Source organism: Thiomonas sp. 13-64-67 (assembly GCF_002282795.1).
GTDB lineage: Bacteria > Pseudomonadota > Gammaproteobacteria > Burkholderiales > Burkholderiaceae_C > Thiomonas > Thiomonas arsenitoxydans.
The window spans coordinates 25542-41758 of sequence record NZ_NCKP01000032.1; the positions used below are offsets into that span (position 1 = coordinate 25542).

Consider the following 16217-nt stretch of genomic DNA (forward strand, 5'->3'; position numbering starts at 1 on the left):
AGGGTTCAAAGAGAAAAGGAATGAGGGAGACGTGCAAGGATGCGCAGATCGGCGCCGATCCGCTGCACATCGTGCCATCGCAGCGCGAGCCCTTCGTTGATCTGCTGATAGGGCCCCAGCGCCGCCAATCCGGCGCCCTCGCCCAGCAACTGGGGCGCAAGATACAGCAGCAGTTCATCGACCACGCCGGCGCGCAGCAGCGAGCCGTTGAGCTTTTCGCCGGCCTCGCAGTGCAGCTCGTTGATGCCCCGCTGGCCGAGCACCTGCATCAGCGCGCGCAAATCGGTTTTGCCCGGTTTACCGGGATCGTTGGGCAGGGCGATGTCTTGCAGATCGAGCGAGGCGGTGGCCGCGCTGCGCAGCGCCGCCAGACGCGGCGCGGCCTGTTCCGGCGGCAGGGCGTGGACGATCCACAGCGGCGATTCCGCACTCTGCAACAGGCGCGCGGTCGGCGGGCATTCCAGGCGGCTGTCGATGACGATGCGAATGGGCTGGCGCGGCGTCTGCACCGCCCGCACATTGAGCTGGGGATCGTCCGCCCGCACCGTGCCCAGGCCGGTGAGCACGGCGCAGGCGCGCGCGCGCCAGTGATGGCCGTCGGCGCGGGCCGCTTCGCTGGTGATCCACTGGCTTGCGCCGTTGGGCAGGGCCGTGACGCCGTCGAGCGAGGCGGCCACCTTCAGCCGCACCCAGGGCGTGCCGCGCACCATGCGGGAGATGAAGCCAAGGTTGATCTCGCGCGCTTCATCGGCGAACAGCCCGACATCGACCTGGATGCCGGCATCGCGCAAACGCTGCAATCCCTGGCCTGCCACCAGCGGGTTGGGATCGACCAGCGCAGCGACCACGCGCGCGACGCCTTGCGTGGCCAGCAGGTCGGCGCAGGGCGGCGTGCGGCCGTGGTGCGCGCAGGGCTCCAGCGTGACGTAGGCGGTGGCGCCCCGCACCTCGTGGCCGCGCTCCCAGGCTTGCTTCACCGCCTGGACTTCGGCGTGATCTTGCCCCGCCGCCAGCGTGGCGCCTTCGCCCAGCACCTGGCCGTCTCGCACCAGCACGCAGCCCACCCGCGGATTGGGGCTGGTGCGGTACATCGCGCTGTGCGCCAGATCGAGCGCCCGGCGCATGAAGCGCTGGTCTTGTTCGCTGAATGAAACGTCGTCCGGGCTCATGTCGGAGTTCTGCCGCGCCGGGGTTTGACGGCGGGCGAGGGCGGCTGCATTTCCTGCAGCACGTCGAGAAACTGGCTCAAATCCTTGAAGCTGTGATAGACGGAGGCAAAGCGCACATAGGCAATGCCGTCGAGCGTGCGCAATTCCTCCATCACCCAGGCGCCGATCTGTGTGGAGGGCAACTCGCGCGCGCCGCTTTGCAGCAGCATTTGCTCCACGCGCCCGATGGCGGTGTCCACCGCGTCGGCACTGACCGGCCGCTTGCGCAAGGCCAGCAGGAAAGAGGCGCGCAGTTTGTCGCGGTCGTATTCGGTGCGGCGGCCATCTTTCTTCACCACCACTGGAAAGCTGACCTCCGCGCGCTCATAGGTGGTGAAGCGCTTGTCGCAATGGCCGCAACGCCGCCGCCGCCGCAGCGCGGTGCCGTCTTCCACATCACGGGTTTCAATCACCTGCGTGTCGGGGCTTTGGCAAAAAGGGCATTTCATGGCGGCGTGGCAACATTAAACCCGTCATTATTCACGCTGCGGCCTGTTTTCGCGGCAGCGCGCGCAAACACGGCGCATATCAAACGCCTGACGCGGCGGCTACACTGCCCGCCGATGAAAAATCTGGTTCTCCTCATTTCCGGGCGCGGCAGCAATCTGCAGTCCATTCTTCAGGCCGAGCGTGAACAGGGCTGGGGCGTTTGCGTGCGTGGAGTACTCAGTAACCGGGCTGATGCCGCAGGGCTGGACGCTGCGCGTGCCTTCGGTGTGCCCACGCAGGTGATCGCGCATGCCGACTTTCCCAACCGTGAGGCGTTCGACGGTGCTTTGGGCGACGCGATTGCCGCGCTGGAGCCCGACGTCATCGCGCTGTGCGGCTTCATGCGGGTGCTGGGTGCGGCCTTCGTGGATCGCTTTGCGGGCCGTCTGGTGAATATCCATCCGTCTTTGCTGCCAGCTTTCACCGGTTTGCACACCCATGCGCGGGCCCTCGAAGAAGGGGTGAAGTGGCACGGCGCTACCGTGCATCTGGTGAGCAGTGCGCTCGATCACGGCCCCATTCTGGCGCAGGCCGCCGTGCCGGTGCTGGATGGTGATACGGTCGAGACGCTGGCTGCGCGGGTCTTGCTTGAAGAGCACCGAATTTATCCCCCCGCCGTGCGGGCTTTGCTGGAAGGGCGGGTGCAGATCGACGGCTTGCGCACCCGCATCCGTCCGTCCTCCGATTCTTCCCTTTGAAAGAGCGCCATGAAACCGCGTGACCTGCTTTACACCGCGCGCGACGTGCTGCGCGACATGTTGCGTTTCGACGCCGCGGCCGATGCCGTGCTGTCGCGGCTGTTCCGTGCCAAGCCGCAACTGGGCAAGACCGACCGACAGATCCTGGCCGACACGGTCTATCAGGTGCTGCGGCATCTGCGCTTGTTTCAGACGCTGGCCGCGACCGACGAAAGCATCGGCGGAGCTATGGAACTGCGTCTGGCCATTCTCGGCTGGTCGGAAAACGCGCAATCGCTGCATGCCGCGCTTTCTCCCGAGCAACTCGAGTGGCGCAAACGCTTGCTGGCACAAGACGCGATGGCCCTGTCCGAAGCGGTGCGCTGGAGTCTGCCGGAATGGCTGGCGGCCGCCTTGCAGGCGAACTATGGCGCGGAATATCCCGCGCTGGCGCAGGCGATGTTGCGCCCGGCCCCGCTGGATTTGCGGGTGAATGTGCAGAAAGCACGGCGCGAAGCCGTGCTCGACGTGTTCGCCCGCCTCAATCTGCCCGCGCAGCCAACGCCCTATTCGCCGTGGGGCGTACGCCTGGAAGGCAAACCCGCTTTGCAGGATCTCACCGTCTTTCGCGAAGGCTGGGTGGAGGTGCAGGACGAAGGCAGTCAGCTGCTCGCCGTACTGCTGGCCCCGCGCCGCGGCGAAATGGTGGTCGACTTCTGCGCCGGAGCCGGCGGCAAAACCCTGGCGCTGGGCGCCATGATGCGCAGCACGGGTCGGCTTTATGCGTTCGACGTGGCCGACTACCGCCTGGCCAAGCTCAAACCCCGGCTGTTGCGTAGTGGGCTATCCAATGTGTACCCGGTGGCCATCGCACATGAACGCGATGAACGGGTCAAACGTCTGGCTGGCAAGGTCGACCGGGTGCTGGTGGACGCGCCGTGCTCCGGCCTGGGTACCTTGCGCCGTAACCCTGATATGAAATGGCGACAGAAGCCTGAAGATATTGCCGAGTTGACGACAAAACAAGCCAACATTCTGCAATCGGCGGCAACGTTGCTGAAGCCGGGCGGGCGCTTGGTTTACGCCACCTGTAGCGTCTTGCCGGAAGAAAACAGCGGCATCGTCAATGCCTTTCTGACCGCGCACCCCGATTTCGAGCGTGTTCCCGCCGATACGGTGCTACGTCAGCAAGGAGTAGAAGGCGAGGGCCTGGTGACCCAAGGGGACTTGCAGTTGTTGCCCAATCGTCACGCCACCGACGGCTTTTACGCCGCCGTGCTGCAGCGGCGCCCGACCTCATCTGATCGTGGCGAAGCCGATGCCACGCTATCGGACTGACAAGGGCTTCTCGTTTGCACTGAGTGCTGTCGTCAGTGCAAGACCGATAATGAATGCAACTTTCGCCAGCGGCGAAGTTCCAATTGTGTTGTATCGATCTGAAAGTTTCTGATGTTTGATGTGTTTTTGAATTGGGCTGGGCACGGCCTTTTGCGTGCATCATGGTTGCAAATAGTCTTATTTGCGCTCATTACCACGCATATCACCATTGCGTCCGTCACTATTTTTCTGCACCGCGCTCAGGCTCACCGGGCGCTGGAACTGCACCCGATCGCCTCGCACTTTTTCCGCTTCTGGCTGTGGTTCACCACGGGCATGGTCACCAAGGAATGGGTGGCGATTCATCGCAAGCATCACGCCAAGTGCGAGACGGTCGACGACCCTCACAGTCCGGTGACGCGCGGCATCGATACGGTGCTGTTGCACGGCGCCGAGTTGTACCGAACCGAATCGAGAAACGCCGAAACCCTGAGCAAATTCGGTCACGGCACTCCTGACGACTGGTTGGAGCGCAACGTTTATTCCCGCTTTATCTGGCAGGGCGTCGGGCTTTTGCTCATTCTCGATGTGCTGATGTTCGGCGCGATCGGCGCCACGGTGTGGGCCGTGCAGATGTTGTGGATTCCGATCTGGGCAGCCGGGGTGATCAACGGGCTGGGTCATTGGTGGGGCTATCGCAATTTTTCGGCGCGAGACAGCAGCCACAACATTTCTCCCTGGGGGTTGCTGATCGGCGGCGAAGAATTGCACAACAACCACCACACCTATCCCACGTCGGCCAAGCTCTCGGTCAAATGGTGGGAGTTCGATATCGGCTGGGCGTATATCCGCGCTTTGTCCTGGGTGGGTTTGGCCAAACCACGCAAACTACCGCCGCAGTTCCGGCTGGGCGAGGTGCGCGCCGAGGTCGATCAGCTCACTTTGCAAGCTGTTATCGCCAACCGTTATGAGTTGATGGCGCGCTATGCCGCGGGGTTGAAGTCCACCCTCAAGGCCGAGCTGGCCCGAGCTGCAGAGCAGGGCGCGGTGAGCCATCTGCCGACTTTGCGCGCAGCCAAACGCTGGATCGGCATCGAGCGCGAGATTCTGTGCGAGCGTTCGCGCGCCTTGGTGGACGCGGCGGCAAGTGCCAGCCCTAACCTGAGCAAGCTGCTTCACATGCGCGAAGAGCTCAAATCGGTGTGGGAGCAGACCAATCTGAACGCCGAACAGCTTCGCCTGAAGCTGCAGGACTGGTGCCGCCGCGCCGAAGACAGTGGCCTGGCCCCGCTTCGGGAGTTGTCGCTGAGGCTGCGACGTTATACGCCGACGGCCTGAATTCTGATGTTTACGACGCCTGGGCATTCATGCCGGATGCCCAGGCTAAACATTGATGGAGCGCCGAAGGAGGCGCCCATGAAAAAGAGGCGCCCACAAAAAATCCGCTGGTCAGGCCGCAGTGAATTTGAACACTCTGGCCGATCCAGCGGATCGTTCTTTGGTAGACAGATCAGATTACTTGATCTTGCCTTCCTTGTAATTCACATGCTTGCGCGCGACCGGATCGAATTTCATGATTTCGATCTTTTCGGGCGTGGTGCGCTTGTTTTTGGTGGTGGTGTAGAAATGGCCGGTGCCCGCAGAGGATTCCAGCTTGATTTTTTCGCGTCCGCCTTTGGTTGCCATGATGGGTTCCGTGCAGTTCTAGGAAGGAATGGAGAGGGCGATCAGATCTCGCCGCGCGAGCGCAGCTCGGCCAGCACGACGTCGATGCCTTTTTTGTCAATGGTGCGCAGCCCAGAGCTCGTTACGCGCAAACGCACGAAACGGTTCTCGCTTTCAACCCAGAAACGACGATATTGCAGATTGGGCAGGAAGCGGCGCTTGGTCTTGTTGTTCGCATGGGACACATTGTTCCCGACCATCGGCCCTTTACCTGTCACTTGACACACTCGTGCCATGGCACACCTCGAAATTGTGTAGAACAAAGCCTAAAGATTATAGCCGGAAAGATTTGCTTGTCCACCGCTATCGGTGTCAAGACTCCGCATTCTCCAGATAGCGCTGTGCGTCCAGAGCGGCCATGCAGCCGGTACCTGCGCTGGTGATCGCCTGACGATAAACGTGATCTTGCACGTCGCCCGCGGCGAATACGCCGGGCACACTGGTGGCGGTCGCCATCCCTTCGTTGCCGCTGCGGGTGATGATGTAGCCGTCCTTCATGTCCAACTGGCCTTTGAAAATTTCAGTGTTGGGCTGATGGCCGATGGCGATGAAACAGCCATTCAGTGCGATGTCTTCGTCGGCGCCGGTCTGGCTGTTGTGGATGCGCACGCCAGTCACGCCACTGGCGTCGCCCAGCACTTCTTTCAATTCGCTCCAGAGCTTGAGTTCGACTTTGCCCTCGGCCGCGCGGGCCATGAGTTTGTCGACCAGAATGGGCTCGGCACGGAATTTGTCGCGGCGGTGAATGACGGTCACCTTGCTGGCGATATTGGCCAGATACAGTGCTTCTTCGACGGCCGTGTTGCCGCCGCCCACCACGCACACCGGCTGGTTGCGATAGAAAAAGCCGTCGCAGGTCGCGCAGCCCGAGACGCCCTTGCCCATGAAGGCTTCTTCGGTGGGCAGTCCCAGATATTTGGCCGAAGCGCCAGTGGCGATGATCAGGGTGTCGCAGGTATAGACGCCGCTGTCGCCTTCGAGGCGGATGGGTTTTTCGCGCAGATGCGCGGTGTGGATGTGATCGAACACGATCTCGGTATTGAAACGCTCGGCATGCGCCTGAAAACGCGCCATCAAGTCGGGCCCTTGCACGCCATCGACGTCGGCAGGCCAGTTGTCGACTTCGGTCGTGGTCATGAGTTGACCGCCTTGAGCCAGACCGGTGATGAGCAGGGGGTTCAGATTGGCGCGGGCCGCATAGACGGCGGCGCTGTAACCGGCCGGGCCGGAGCCCAGAATGAGCACTTTGGCGTGTTTGGATGTCATGATGTGTGAGAAACTTCGGGCTGAGAGGATGGGGGAGAAGGTCGCGCTGCAACCGCTGCTGACGGACTGTCCTCGAAAATAGAACAAGGGCAAGCCGCCGCACAATAGATAAGATTTTAGGGGTGCGGCATATCGGGCGTGCGGCATGCGGCTATTTTCTGGCTTCTCCGCCTGCCTTCGAAATTGCCCCGCCGCCCCATAAACTGGAGAAACTGATGTCGCAAATCACCGATATTGACCTCGTTCGGCGCGTGCCGCTGTTTGCCGTGCTCACCGAATCGCAGGCCTGGTCGATTTCGCAATCCATCGTCAAGCGGCGCTACAAGCGCGGCGAAAACATCGTCGAGCAGGGCAGCAAGTCGAATGCCCTGTTCATTCTGCTTTCCGGCCGAGCGCGGGTGATCAGCATGGATGCCAAAGGCCGCGAAGTCATCATCGCCGTGCTGCATGCGGGCGATTACATCGGGGAAATGAGCCTGATCGATGGCGAACCGCACAGCGCCACGGTGCAGGCCGAGGTGCAGACCGATGTGATGATGCTCGGCCGGGTGGCGTTTCTGCAATGCCTGCCTGAAAACACCAGCATGTCCTTTGCGATCATGCGCGGGCTGGCGCTGCGTCTGCGTCGGGCCGACCGAAAAATTGAATCTCTGGCGCTGATGGATGTCTATGGCCGTGTGGCGCGCGCGCTGATGGAACTCACGGACGAGATGCAGAACGAGCACGTCATCCGCAACAAGCTTTCACGCCAGGATCTGGCCAAGATGGTCGGCGCTTCGCGCGAAATGGTCAGCCGGGTGATGAAGGACTTTGAACAGCAAGGTTTTGTGGTCGAGCGCGAAGACGGCACCCTGTTGATCCGAGAGCATCTCTCGACCCTGATTTGATGCGAGCGGGGTGTGCACGGCTCCTCGTCCTCGCTCCTGATCCGTCGTCTATATCCGCCTGCGATTCTGAGCCTGGGCGATCTGTCGCGTTGGCTTGTTTGCCCATGACCGCCGCGAAGGCGGCAAAATCCGCCCTGAAGCCCAGTTTGATGGCGGGCGCGATGCATCACCCTGGATTTTGAACACCCCTCCCATGCCGAAAATCGATACCCGACGTCGCCCTTCCCAGGCGGCGCTCCGTTCTGAGCCGCGCAGCCGCCTGCAGCGTTTTGCGAGCGAGGTACGCCTGACGGCCGCCTTCATCGGTTGGATTTTGCTTTGCCTGAGCCTGCTGAGCTTTCACAAGTCCGATCCGTCCTGGTCGAGTTCGGGCACCGATGGTCATGTGGCCAACTGGGTCGGCGTGGTTGGGGCCTGGTTTTCCGATGTGGCCTATTTTCTGCTGGGCTTCTCGGCCCTGTGGCTGATTCCGCTGGGCCTGTACGGCCTGCTGCGCATGTGGCGCAACACCCAGGCGCAAACACCCGCCGCCGAGGAGCAAACGCCTGTGAGCCGGTGGCGCAAGCTGCAGCCGCTGGCCGCCGCGGCGGGCCTGCTGCTGTTGCCGCTTTCCAGCGCGGCGCTGGAGTCGACGCGGCTGTGGAGTCTGGCTTCCGCCCTGCCGGGCGAGGCCGGCGGCTTGCTTGGGCATGGCCTGGGTATCGCCGTTGATACCTTGCTGGGCGACACCGGCGGCACCTTGGTGCTGCTGGCGGTTTTTCTGTTTTCGCTGAGCTGGGTCGGTCATTTTTCATGGGCCGACGCGGCCGAGCGCCTTGGCGGCTGGATCGAGCGGCTGTGGACCTGGCAGCGCGAACGCCGCGGACGCGAAGACGATGTGCTGGCCGGGCAGCAAGCCAAGCAGGAGCGCGAAAAGGAAGTCGAGTTGCAGCGGCCTTTGGTGGAAGAGCGCGAGGTGCTCGCTCCCGTGCTGATCGAGCCTTCGGTGGCTTATGTGCCGCAGTCTCCGCGCGTGCTCAAGGAAAAGCAGAAACCGCTGTTCAATGAACTGCCCGACTCTTCCCTGCCGGCCTTGGGCCTGCTGGATGCCGCGCCCTCGGTGCAGGCGGAAACCGTCAGTCACGAAACGCTGGAGTTCACTTCGCGCCTGATCGAGAAAAAGCTCAAGGATTTCGGCGTGGAGGTGCGCGTAGTGGCGGCCTATCCCGGCCCGGTCATCACCCGCTACGAAGTGGAGCCGGCCACTGGCGTGAAGGGTGCGCAGATCGTCAATCTGTCGCGCGATCTGGCGCGGGCCTTGTCGCTGGTGAGCATCCGCGTGGTCGAAACCATTCCGGGCAAGAACACCATGGCGCTCGAGCTTCCCAATGCCAAGCGGCACACCATCAAGCTGTCGGAGATTCTGGGTTCCAACAACTATCACGAAGCCGCCTCGATGCTGACCATGGGTCTGGGCAAGGACATCGTGGGCAACCCGGTGGTGGCCGATCTGGCCAAGATGCCGCACCTGCTGGTAGCGGGCACCACCGGCTCGGGCAAGTCGGTCGGCGTCAACGCCATGATTCTGAGCCTGCTGTACAAGGCCGAACCCAGCGATGTGCGGCTGATTCTGATCGATCCGAAAATGCTCGAACTCAGCGTGTACGACGGCATTCCGCATCTGCTCGCGCCCGTGGTGATCGACATGAAACAGGCGGCGCAGGCGCTGAACTGGTGCGTGGGCGAGATGGAGCGCCGCTACAAGCTGATGAGCAAGCTCGGCGTGCGCAATCTCGCGGGCTACAACACCAAGGTGCAGGAGGCCCGTGCGCGCGGCGAGCCGCTGACCAACCCGTTCAGCCTCACGCCAGAGTCTCCCGAACCGCTGGAGAAGTTGCCGCACATCGTGGTCGTCATCGACGAACTGGCCGATCTGATGATGGTGGTGGGCAAAAAGATCGAGGAACTCATCGCCCGCCTGGCGCAGAAGGCGCGGGCGTCGGGCATTCACCTCATCCTGGCCACCCAGCGCCCCAGCGTGGATGTGATCACCGGGTTGATCAAGGCCAATATTCCCACCCGAATGGCCTTCCAGGTGTCGAGCAAAATCGATTCGCGCACCATCCTCGACCAGATGGGTGCGGAGAGCCTGCTGGGCATGGGCGACATGCTGTACCTGCCGCCCGGCTCGGGCATGCCGCAGCGGGTGCATGGCGCGTTTGTGAGTGACGCCGAAGTGCACCGCGTGGTCGAAGACATCAAAAGTCGAGGCGGGCCGAACTATCTCGAAGGCATCCTCACTGGCGAGGAAGATCTGGATGGGGCGGGCGCTGTGGGTGGCGCGGGCGGCTCAGACGGCGAGAGCGACCCGCTCTACGATCAGGCGGTGCAGATCGTGCTGCAGCACCGCAAGGCGTCGATTTCTCTGGTGCAGCGTCATCTGCGCATCGGCTACAACCGTTCAGCCAGACTACTGGAGCAGATGGAACAATCCGGTTTGGTGTCGGCGCTGACCGCCAACGGCAACCGCGACATCCTGGTGCCGGTGCGGTCGGAGTGAACTTGCGCCCGCATCACGCACCCTGATTTGAATTTTTGAAAGACCGAATGATGATGTTTATGAACACGCGCTGGCGCACCACGCTGATGCGGCTTTTTCTCGCGGGCGGTCTGCTCGGCGCCAGTCTGCCTGCGGCCTTCGCGGCGAATTCGGTGCAACTGCTCGAACAGTGGCTGCAGCAAACCCGGGGCGGCAGCGCCCAGTTCACTCAGACTGTGAGCAACCCCAAGGGCCCGGCGCAGGCGCCGGCTACCGGCCAGTTTGCCTTCGAGCGGCCCGACCGTTTCCGCTGGGACTACACCAAGCCCTATGCCCAGGTCATCGTCAGCGACGGCAAGCAGCTCTGGACCTATGACCACGACCTCGATCAGGTGACCATCACCCCGGTCACGCAGGCGTTCAAGGGCACGCCTGCCGCGATCTTCGCCGGAACCGACCTGACCCGGCTGTTCACCCTGCAGGCCCAGGCCGATGCCGGCGGTCTGCAATGGGTGCAGGCCACGCCCAAGGCCAAGGACAGCAACTTCGACTGGATACGCATCGGTCTGCGCAGCACGGCGCAAGGCCCGGAAGTGGCTGAGCTTCAGTTGCGCGATGCTTTCGGGCAAATTTCCACCATGCGCTTCACCGCCATCAAACACAACCCGACCTTCGGCCCGGACAGCTTCCGTTTCACTCCGCCCAAAGGGGCTTCGGTCATCAGCCAGCCATGACTAGCGGCCCGGGCCTGTTCGACGACGCGGACCTGCCCGCGCCCGCCCGCCCGCTGTCTGCGTCCAAGCCCGCGCCTGGGGCCAACGCCCCACTGGCCGAGCGTTTGCGCCCGCATCATCTCGGTGAAGTGGTGGGCCAACGCCACCTGCTCGGACCCGGCAAGCCGCTGCGCGTGGCGTTTGAAACCCGGCGGCTGCACTCCATGCTGTTTTGGGGGCCGCCCGGCGTGGGCAAAACCACCCTGGCGCGGCTGATGGCCGATGCTTTCGATGCCGACTTTCTGTCGTTGTCGGCGGTGCTCGCCGGGGTGAAAGACATCCGCGATGCCGTCGCCCAGGCCCAGGCCGCGCAGCAACGGGGGCGGGCGACCATTGTGTTCGTCGATGAGGTACACCGCTTCAACAAAAGCCAGCAGGATGCGTTTTTGCCGCATGTCGAATCCGGCTTGTTCACCTTTATCGGCGCGACCACGGAAAACCCGTCATTCGAGGTCAACAGCGCCTTGCTGTCGCGCGCCGTGGTGTACGTACTCGAACCGCTGGACGCCGACGATCTTGGCTTGCTGATGCAACGCGCGCTGGCGGGCAGCGGCGTCGAGGCCATCGAGCCCGCGGCGCAAGAACGGCTCATTCGCCATGCCGATGGCGATGCCCGCCGCCTGCTGGGCGCGCTCGAACTGGCGCTGCAGGCCGCCGTACGGGCCGCTCAAACCACGCTCACCGCCGACCTGCTCGAACAAACCCTGGGCGCGACCCTGCTGCGCTTCGACAAAGGCGGCGAGCAGACCTACGATCTGATCTCGGCGTTGCACAAATCGGTGCGGGGCTCGGATGTGGACGCCTCGCTCTACTGGTTTGCGCGCATGCTCGAAGGCGGTGCCGATCCCCGCTATCTGGCACGGCGGCTGATCCGCATGGCGGTGGAAGACATCGGCCTGGCCGACCCCAAGGCCCTGACCCTTGCGCTCGAGGCCGCGCAAACCTACGAGCGCTTAGGCAGCCCCGAAGGCGAGCTGGCGCTGGCCGAGGCGGTGGTTTATCTGGCCGTCACGCCCAAGTCGAACGCGGTTTACAAGGCCTTCAACGCCGCGCGCGCGTTTGCCCGGGAGCAAGGCACCCAGCCCGTGCCCTTGCACCTGCGCAACGCGCCCACCAAACTGATGAAAAACCTGGGCTATGGCAAGGACTACCGCTACGCCCACGACGAGGCCGACGCTTTTGCCGCCGGAGAAACCTATTTTCCAGACGGCATGACGCCGCCCCGCTTCTATCAGCCCACATCGCGCGGGGTGGAGGAGCGCATCGCCCGCCGCTTGCAAGACTTGGCTGAGCGCAATACCCGGGGCAGTGTGGTGTCATCTTTCGGGCCGGAAAGTGACAGTGCCGCAACTGAACCATCCAGCGACTGAGCGGCCTCAAACTGCGGGTTGACCCGGTGCCGGGTGACCCAAGGCAGGCGGTTATCATCGCGCCAGCCAAAAAAACAGGGGTCAGGACAGCCCGGCCCCCAGACAAAACCATGAAGCCTGTTCACCCTCGCCCGGCAGCATCGTTGCCGGGTGCCGCCGCGTACCAGACGCGGCACGTATCGTGCGCGCTCGCAGGCGTTCCACTTTCACACACGATGTCCTGGAGGCATGCACTCAACCGGTGCGGGGGTCCCGGCACGCGCTTTGCTTTCATCCCCGGTTTACTCGTTTCACCCCGGCCGCTCCAAAAGAGTCAGGCCGTCACTCACTAGCCATCCGCTCGTCAGGAGATTCAAGGTATGGATATTTTTCTTCAGCAGATCGTCAACGGTCTGGTTCTGGGCAGCATGTATGCCCTGATCGCTCTCGGCTACACCATGGTGTACGGCATCGTCAACCTCATCAATTTTGCGCATGGGGACGTGATGATGGTGGGGGCGCTCACGGCCTACACCGTGTTCAAGGTGCTCGATCATGTGGCCCCGCATCTTCCAGGTTGGTTGGTCGTGGTCATCGCCCTGGTCATCGCCATGCTGGCCACGGGAGTGCTCAACTACTTTATCGAGCGCATCGCCTACCGGCCCTTGCGCAATGCGCCCAAGCTGGCGCCGCTGATCACGGCCATCGGCATGTCCATCCTGCTCGAAACCCTGGCGATGATCATCTGGGGGCGCGACTACAAGGTGTTCCCGTCCGGGTTGCTGCCGAGCAATGTCATCAATGTCGGCGGTATTGTCATCACGCCGGTACAGATCATGATTCTGATAGTCACGGCCGTGCTGCTGGCGGGGCTGACCTGGCTGATCAACCACACCAAGCTGGGCCGGGCGATGCGGGCCACGGCGGAGAACCCGCGCGTGGCGTCGCTGATGGGGGTGAATCCCAACTTCGTCATCTCCTCGGCGTTCGTGATCGGCGCCATGCTCGCGGCAATTGCCGGGGTGATGTGGTTTGCCAACTTCGCCACGGCGAACTTCTATATGGGCTTCACGCCGGGTTTGAAGGCCTTTACCGCGGCGGTGCTGGGCGGCATTGGCAATCTTTCGGGGGCCATGCTGGGCGGCATTCTGCTGGGGCTGATCGAGGTGCTGGGCGCTGGCTATATCGGCACGCTCACCGGTGGGGTGTTCGGCAGTAATTACCAGGACATCTTCGCCTTCATCGTGCTGATTCTGGTGCTGACCCTGCGCCCGCAAGGCCTGCTGGGTGAGCGCGTGGCCGATCGCGCCTGAGGAGACTGAACATGAACCAACAAAAGAACTGGGTCTGGATTGTGGCGGGCGCTGCTGCGCTCATCGCGCTGCCCATGGTGCTGCAAATCGCAGGAGATGCCTGGGTGCGGATCGCAGCCTTTGCCATGCTCTACATCATGCTGGCGCTGGGGCTGAACATTGTGGTCGGCCTGGCCGGGCTGCTCGATCTGGGCTATATCGCCTTTTATGCGGTGGGGGCGTATCTGTATGCGCTGTTGTCGTCGAACCAGCTCACGAGCAATTTCGATGCGCTGGGGGCGATGTTCCCCAATGGCTTCGATGTGTCGATCTGGCTGGTCGTTCCCATGGCGGCGGCGCTGGCGGCCAGTGCGGGCATTGCGCTGGGCACGCCCGTGCTCAAACTGCGCGGCGACTATCTGGCCATCGTGACGCTGGGCTTTGGCGAGATCATCCGCATTTTCATGAACAACCTGAACGCGCCGATCAACATCACCAACGGCCCGCAAGGCATTTCGGGCATTCACGGCATTCGCCTGTTCGGCTGGGATCTGAACCAGAATATCAATATCGGCAGTTTCACCATACCCTCGGTGGCGCAGTATTACTACCTGTTCCTGGTCCTGGTGGTGTTTGTGGTGATACTGAGCTACCGCCTGCAGGATTCGCGCATCGGCCGCGCCTGGATGGCGATGCGCGAAGATGAAATCGCCGCCAAGGCCATGGGCATCAATACCCGCAACATGAAGTTGCTGGCGTTCTCGATGGGGGCGACTTTCGGTGGCGTGGCCGGGGTGATGTTCTCGGCCTTTCAGGGCTTCGTCTCGCCCGAGTCGTTCTCGCTGCTAGAGTCGATCATCGTGCTGGCCATGGTGGTGATCGGCGGCATGGGGCATATTCCCGGCGTCATTCTTGGCGCGGTGCTGCTGTCGGTGCTGCCCGAAGCGCTGCGCTATATGGGCTTCATCTCCGACTGGCAGCAGCACACTTTCGGCCATGTGTATATGGACAGCGGCATCCTGCGTCAGCTCATCTATGCCCTGGCCATGATCATCATCATGATCCTGCGGCCCAAGGGACTGTGGCCTGCGCCCGAACATGGCAAGAGCTTCGCCAAACTGCCCACTCCGCTGCAGGAAGGAGGCAAGGCATGAGCGACACGGTTCTGCGCGTGAGTGGCGCATCCAAACGATTTGGCGGCTTGCAGGCTCTGAACGATGTCGGCATCCAGATCGACCGCGGCCAGATCTATGGCCTGATCGGCCCCAATGGGGCGGGCAAGACCACGTTTTTCAACGTCATCACCGGGCTGTATCCGCCCGATTCGGGCGATTTCATCCTGGCCGGCAAGGCTTACAAGCCGGCCGCGGTGCATCAGGTGGCGCGTGAGGGCATTGCCCGCACGTTCCAGAACATCCGCCTGTTTCCGGACATGACGGCGCTGGAAAACGTGATGGTCGGGCGGCATGTGCGCACCAACAGCGCGCTGATTGGCGCGGTGTTCCGCACCCGGCATTTCAAGACCGAGGAAAAAGCCATCCGCGAACGGGCGCGTGAACTGCTGGCCTATGTGGGCATCGAGCGGTATTCCGACTTCCGCGCCCGCACGCTGTCGTATGGCGATCAGCGCCGCCTGGAAATCGCCCGCGCTTTGGCTACCGATCCGCAACTGCTGGCGCTCGACGAGCCCGCGGCCGGCATGAACGCCACGGAAAAACTGCAGCTGCGCGAGCTGCTCACCGCGATCCAGAAAGACGGGCGCACCATTCTCATCATCGAGCACGATGTGAAACTGGTCATGGGCCTCTGCGACCGGGTGACCGTACTCGATTACGGCAAGATCATTGCCGAAGGGGTGCCCGCCGAAGTGCAGAAAAATCCGAAAGTCATCGAAGCCTATCTGGGCGCAGGGGAGCACTGAGCATGTCCGAAATTGTTCTCAAAATCACGGGCCTGCGCGTCTCTTACGGTGGCATTCAGGCGGTCAAGGGCGTCGATCTGGAGGTACGCAAGGGCGAGCTGGTCAGCCTGATCGGCGCCAATGGCGCGGGCAAGACCACCACGCTCAAGGCCATCACCGGGCTGCAGCCCATCACTGATGGCGAAGTGCACTACGTCGGGCGCACCATCAATGGCCAGGGCGCCTACGACCTGGTGCGGCAGGGGTTGTGCATGGTGCCCGAAGGGCGTGGGGTGTTCACCCGCATGACCATCGCAGAAAACCTGCAGATGGGCGCCTACACCCGCAAGGACAAAGAGATCGACAGCGACATCGACAAGGTCTATGGCATTTTCCCGCGCCTGAAGGAACGCCGCGACCAGCTCGCCGGCACCATGTCGGGCGGCGAGCAGCAGATGCTGGCCATGGGTCGGGCGCTGATGAGCCGTCCGCAAGTGCTGCTGCTCGACGAGCCGTCGATGGGACTGTCGCCCATCATGGTGGACAAAATCTTCGAGGTAGTCGAAGACATTTCCAAGCAGGGCGTGACCATTCTGCTGGTCGAGCAAAACGCCAAGCGCGCGCTGGGTCTGGCCGATCGCGGCTACGTCATGGACTCGGGGCAGGTCACCATGACCGGTCCGGCCGAAGATTTGCTGCACGACCCGCGCGTGCGGGCGGCTTATCTGGGGGAGTGAGCGATCCGATGATCAAAAAGGCCTGCAATATGCGGGCCTTTTTGTTTTCACGGTGTCTGGCGCTTCAGGCTTTCGCCCC

The 16217-nt window shown here is 62.6% G+C and carries 16 protein-coding genes; 11 read left to right on the plus strand and 5 right to left on the minus strand.

The genetic code is table 11. From position 1 onward, the window contains the following. Positions 1-5: 5 nt before the first annotated feature. Entirely contained in the window at positions 6-1169 is a 1164-nt protein-coding gene (gene ribD / locus B7X30_RS09410) for a bifunctional diaminohydroxyphosphoribosylaminopyrimidine deaminase/5-amino-6-(5-phosphoribosylamino)uracil reductase RibD (protein WP_286730345.1), read from the minus strand. Further along, a complete protein-coding gene (gene nrdR / locus B7X30_RS09415; protein ID WP_276709833.1) occupies positions 1166-1657 on the minus strand; it encodes a transcriptional regulator NrdR in 492 nt (163 codons plus the stop codon). The genes ribD and nrdR overlap by 4 nt, the downstream gene beginning before the upstream one ends. A gap of 114 nt (positions 1658-1771) precedes the next feature. On the opposite strand from nrdR, the gene purN reads away from it, so the two are divergent. From purN to B7X30_RS09430, 3 genes are all read left to right on the plus strand, one after another. Beyond that, positions 1772-2395 (plus strand): phosphoribosylglycinamide formyltransferase, encoded by a 624-nt coding sequence (gene purN, locus B7X30_RS09420; protein WP_276709830.1) that lies wholly within the window; start codon positions 1772-1774, stop codon positions 2393-2395. Positions 2396-2404: 9 nt separating this feature from the next. Beyond that, positions 2405-3712: an RsmB/NOP family class I SAM-dependent RNA methyltransferase gene (locus B7X30_RS09425; RefSeq protein WP_286730346.1), complete on the plus strand. Its 1308-nt coding sequence runs from the start codon at positions 2405-2407 to the stop codon at positions 3710-3712. A gap of 111 nt (positions 3713-3823) precedes the next feature. After that, complete coding sequence (locus B7X30_RS09430) at positions 3824-5029, plus strand: DesA family fatty acid desaturase (RefSeq protein ID WP_276709827.1); 1206 nt, start codon at positions 3824-3826, stop codon at positions 5027-5029. Between the two features lie 177 nt (positions 5030-5206). Here the strand turns inward: B7X30_RS09430 and rpmG are convergent, their stop codons facing one another. From rpmG to trxB, 3 genes are all read right to left on the minus strand, one after another. Further along, positions 5207-5377, minus strand: coding sequence for a 50S ribosomal protein L33 (gene rpmG / locus B7X30_RS09435; protein WP_013106705.1), 171 nt, complete (start codon positions 5375-5377; stop codon positions 5207-5209). A gap of 41 nt (positions 5378-5418) precedes the next feature. Then, the gene (gene rpmB, locus B7X30_RS09440) at positions 5419-5652 is read right to left on the minus strand and encodes a 50S ribosomal protein L28 (protein WP_013106704.1); all 234 of its coding nucleotides are present in this window, start codon (positions 5650-5652) and stop codon (positions 5419-5421) included. A gap of 76 nt (positions 5653-5728) precedes the next feature. Continuing rightward, positions 5729-6685, minus strand: a complete 957-nt coding sequence (trxB, locus tag B7X30_RS09445) for a thioredoxin-disulfide reductase (protein WP_196794234.1) — start codon at positions 6683-6685, stop codon at positions 5729-5731. Between the two features lie 212 nt (positions 6686-6897). On the opposite strand from trxB, the gene B7X30_RS09450 reads away from it, so the two are divergent. The 8 genes from B7X30_RS09450 to B7X30_RS09485 all read left to right on the plus strand — a co-directional run bounded on the left by B7X30_RS09450 (position 6898) and on the right by B7X30_RS09485 (position 16138). Then, a complete protein-coding gene (locus B7X30_RS09450) occupies positions 6898-7569 on the plus strand; it encodes a Crp/Fnr family transcriptional regulator (protein ID WP_013106702.1) in 672 nt (223 codons plus the stop codon). Between the two features lie 193 nt (positions 7570-7762). Continuing rightward, on the plus strand, positions 7763-10108 hold the full coding sequence (locus B7X30_RS09455; protein WP_286730347.1) for a DNA translocase FtsK: 2346 nt from the start codon (positions 7763-7765) through the stop codon (positions 10106-10108). A gap of 59 nt (positions 10109-10167) precedes the next feature. Continuing rightward, complete coding sequence (gene lolA / locus B7X30_RS09460; protein WP_232054307.1) at positions 10168-10821, plus strand: outer membrane lipoprotein periplasmic chaperone LolA; 654 nt, start codon at positions 10168-10170, stop codon at positions 10819-10821. Next, positions 10818-12230, plus strand: a complete 1413-nt coding sequence (locus B7X30_RS09465) for a replication-associated recombination protein A (protein ID WP_286730348.1) — start codon at positions 10818-10820, stop codon at positions 12228-12230. The genes lolA and B7X30_RS09465 overlap by 4 nt, the downstream gene beginning before the upstream one ends. A 359-nt stretch (positions 12231-12589) precedes the next feature. Continuing rightward, a complete protein-coding gene (locus B7X30_RS09470) occupies positions 12590-13522 on the plus strand; it encodes a branched-chain amino acid ABC transporter permease (protein ID WP_286730349.1) in 933 nt (310 codons plus the stop codon). Between the two features lie 11 nt (positions 13523-13533). Next, complete coding sequence (locus tag B7X30_RS09475; protein ID WP_013123936.1) at positions 13534-14655, plus strand: ABC transporter permease subunit; 1122 nt, start codon at positions 13534-13536, stop codon at positions 14653-14655. Further along, complete coding sequence (locus B7X30_RS09480; RefSeq protein ID WP_286730350.1) at positions 14652-15422, plus strand: ABC transporter ATP-binding protein; 771 nt, start codon at positions 14652-14654, stop codon at positions 15420-15422. The genes B7X30_RS09475 and B7X30_RS09480 overlap by 4 nt, the downstream gene beginning before the upstream one ends. A 2-nt stretch (positions 15423-15424) precedes the next feature. Continuing rightward, the gene (locus B7X30_RS09485; protein ID WP_286730351.1) at positions 15425-16138 is read left to right on the plus strand and encodes an ABC transporter ATP-binding protein; all 714 of its coding nucleotides are present in this window, start codon (positions 15425-15427) and stop codon (positions 16136-16138) included. Positions 16139-16217: the final 79 nt, after the last annotated feature.

Bases quoted from the DNA above. Each gene is read 5' to 3' on its own strand.
- nrdR (WP_276709833.1), bottom strand. From the start codon at position 1,657: ATGAAATGCCCTTTTTGCCAAAGCCCCGACACGCAGGTGATTGAAACC.
- purN (WP_276709830.1), top strand. From the start codon at position 1,772: ATGAAAAATCTGGTTCTCCTCATTTCCGGGCGCGGCAGCAATCTGCAG.
- B7X30_RS09470 (WP_286730349.1), top strand. From the start codon at position 12,590: ATGGATATTTTTCTTCAGCAGATCGTCAACGGTCTGGTTCTGGGCAGC.
- B7X30_RS09430 (WP_276709827.1), top strand. From the start codon at position 3,824: ATGTTTGATGTGTTTTTGAATTGGGCTGGGCACGGCCTTTTGCGTGCA.
- B7X30_RS09455 (WP_286730347.1), top strand. From the start codon at position 7,763: ATGCCGAAAATCGATACCCGACGTCGCCCTTCCCAGGCGGCGCTCCGT.
- B7X30_RS09475 (WP_013123936.1), top strand. From the start codon at position 13,534: ATGAACCAACAAAAGAACTGGGTCTGGATTGTGGCGGGCGCTGCTGCG.
- lolA (WP_232054307.1), top strand. From the start codon at position 10,168: ATGAACACGCGCTGGCGCACCACGCTGATGCGGCTTTTTCTCGCGGGC.
- B7X30_RS09480 (WP_286730350.1), top strand. From the start codon at position 14,652: ATGAGCGACACGGTTCTGCGCGTGAGTGGCGCATCCAAACGATTTGGC.
- B7X30_RS09485 (WP_286730351.1), top strand. From the start codon at position 15,425: ATGTCCGAAATTGTTCTCAAAATCACGGGCCTGCGCGTCTCTTACGGT.
- rpmG (WP_013106705.1), bottom strand. From the start codon at position 5,377: ATGGCAACCAAAGGCGGACGCGAAAAAATCAAGCTGGAATCCTCTGCG.
- rpmB (WP_013106704.1), bottom strand. From the start codon at position 5,652: ATGGCACGAGTGTGTCAAGTGACAGGTAAAGGGCCGATGGTCGGGAAC.
- B7X30_RS09425 (WP_286730346.1), top strand. From the start codon at position 2,405: ATGAAACCGCGTGACCTGCTTTACACCGCGCGCGACGTGCTGCGCGAC.
- B7X30_RS09450 (WP_013106702.1), top strand. From the start codon at position 6,898: ATGTCGCAAATCACCGATATTGACCTCGTTCGGCGCGTGCCGCTGTTT.
- B7X30_RS09465 (WP_286730348.1), top strand. From the start codon at position 10,818: ATGACTAGCGGCCCGGGCCTGTTCGACGACGCGGACCTGCCCGCGCCC.
- ribD (WP_286730345.1), bottom strand. From the start codon at position 1,169: ATGAGCCCGGACGACGTTTCATTCAGCGAACAAGACCAGCGCTTCATG.